This window comes from Clostridium sp. (genome assembly GCF_051650885.1).
Lineage (GTDB): Bacteria > Bacillota > Clostridia > Clostridiales > Clostridiaceae > Clostridium.
This window is the reverse complement of the sequence record NZ_JBOFRG010000107.1, coordinates 1-2,388: the sequence shown is the minus strand read 5'-3', so window position 1 is coordinate 2,388 and position 2,388 is coordinate 1. Positions and strand designations below refer to the sequence as shown.

Below are 2,388 nucleotides of genomic sequence, written 5' to 3'. Positions count from 1 at the left end.
ATGACGAATGTCTAAGTCTGATATTTGTTTCATGGTGTGACACTGATCATGTGACATAATGTAGCCTTTGAAGCCTGTATGCAATAACATAAGCATGTGTTCGATACATGAAATGTTTGACAAGAAAGTCCCCTACACGTTTATCTGATTCTAAAGTTAAAAGAGAGCTACATCGTATATGTCTACTAACTTTTAACTGCAGAGGTCATCCAGAACTGTGAGTTTCAAAGCAGAATGGTGATCCTTGCAACTGGTTTCAAAGGTTACGTGCCCTCTCATAAAGTGCATTGTAACAGAGTAAGACCCTGGCAACACTCCATCAAAGCCCACAAGAAAAAACCTTAATGTTGAAAAAAGACCAGCCTTGTTCCAGTCGGCCATGGAGGAATATCAGGATATCTGCACTGAAACACTAGTAAGAAAAAAAATGGAGTCTCCATTGTCTTTACAAACGTTTCAACCGACTACAAAACTACAACACGACAACAACAGCAACAAAATGTTGACACAAGTTGGTTATTATGTGTGTATCAGAAATGTCACAGAAGCACTACAAATGAAACAATGTTTAAAATACTTACACTGGTGCAACAGAACAAATATTGTAAAGAAATGTTGGCATGTTATTAGCTGAGACATAGTTGGATGCATTTGGAGCAGATACATCATTATATTCGTTAAAGTGGAAGAGCAGGTGGGTCTCATTATGTTTAATAGCTGAGGAGTCTTCCACATATAACCACTCCGACACAGCAGTCAAAACAAAACATCTCATTAGTGCTTTGGGACTGTGAAACTCATTAAGGGAGATGTGACGAGATTACGGACCCAATGAAAACAGAACTCACTGACAATCAGTCTTCCCCTTGCTGTCTCCCTGTCTCTGTGTCTCTCACTATGATCTCAGGAAGCAAACAAACCACTCATTAAAATTACAAAGTTTAATTTGTCCTAATTAATTGGAGGAATCCTCTAGAAAAGGGCATCCATGTGACCCTGATGAACAGTGAAATACCAGACTACAAGCGTCAGTCAGCTTGAGGAGCAGCAGTGCAACATAAAGGAGCTGCGTCTTAGTGTCAGCTGCAGAGGTCTTAACTATTACGCCCTGCACTGTGTGGTATCAAATCAGCTGCCTTTTTAAATGCATCTTTTTTTAGATTCCTGACCACACCCTCACCTCCATCCCATCAGTCATCACAGTAGCTCTTAATAAAAAACAGACACACAAACAGAGAGATTTCTTCCGTCTGCTCCCAGCTGACTTCAGCTGACCTCACTGTTTCTCATGAAGTCACCGCTCAGCTTTTATGTTGCCATCTTAGAGAAATCATTCCAAGGTAAGCAGACAAAGCTTAAAAGTGAGGGGAGCCAGCAAACATAAATGTTAAACAGCAGAGCTGAAATACAAAGAAGAAAGACAGTGAAAATACTAGAGACCAGAGAGAGATGGCTGCAGACTGTGAACTAATGCGTGGAAAGTTAACGGGGGCTGAAGACCTTTGAACCGCTCACTGAGAAAACACACAGGATGAGAAGTAGTGATAGGAATCATAACTGTTCAGCTCTGTTGTGTTGGCTGCTTTCCAGTGGGACAGCTGTGTTGCACCAGATAATCATCATGTTTCCATGACAGACAAATGTTATAATCTTGAGCATGGCCTGTATTCTGCAATAAAAATATACACAAAAAGAAACCAAAAGAGTTCAATTGGTGCCTGGAATTCTTTCCCTGGTGTCTCTTTTCTTTCTTCACTTTTCTGCCTGATTCATCTTTAACATCTTCTCTCTTTGCTTGTCCAAATATTCAGCAACAATATCAGTCAATACTGATTCCAAAGTTAACACTAGGATGAAACACTGTAACTATGAAATGACAATTTCCTGTTTAAATGAAGTAAAAGTAAAACTCCTTTAGAGAGAGTGAGGACAGAAACACTTCTTAAAACTGACTAACTGGGAACTTCTGACTGCAGCATCGACTCTGAAGACCTGATGGTGTTTTCTCACTCAAAGTGATTTTATCATTGAGTCCAACTGAGTTGCTTCTGTCACCACTTCTTTACCAAACATTTACAATTCCTTTTAGAGCTGATGTACGTACAGTCTGGACAGCATCATTGCTTACTGCTGACATGTAATCACAGAAGTGGACAGGAGAGAAGACATGGAAACAAATATCATTCCTCTCTAGGACTGACTCTCTTTTCTCTCCCCGTTTCTCATCAGCATTTCTTGTTTTCTCTCTCCTTGTTCTCTTGTCACACTCAGCTGATGCTGGCGAGCAGCCAGTGTCAAAGCGTCTACACCTTGACCAAAATCTTTCAAGGTGGATGATATTCCAGGAAGTGTGGTCATGTAGTAGACAAAGGGATATGACTGTCTGAA

At 40.4% G+C, this 2,388-nt stretch carries 1 protein-coding gene; it reads right to left on the bottom strand.

Going from position 1 to position 2,388, the window contains the following annotated elements:
• Positions 1-2,190: 2,190 nt before the first annotated feature.
• Positions 2,191-2,388, bottom strand: a 198-nt coding sequence (locus tag ACRC28_RS05275) for a hypothetical protein (RefSeq protein WP_438542404.1), incomplete at its 5' end; no start/stop codon positions are given.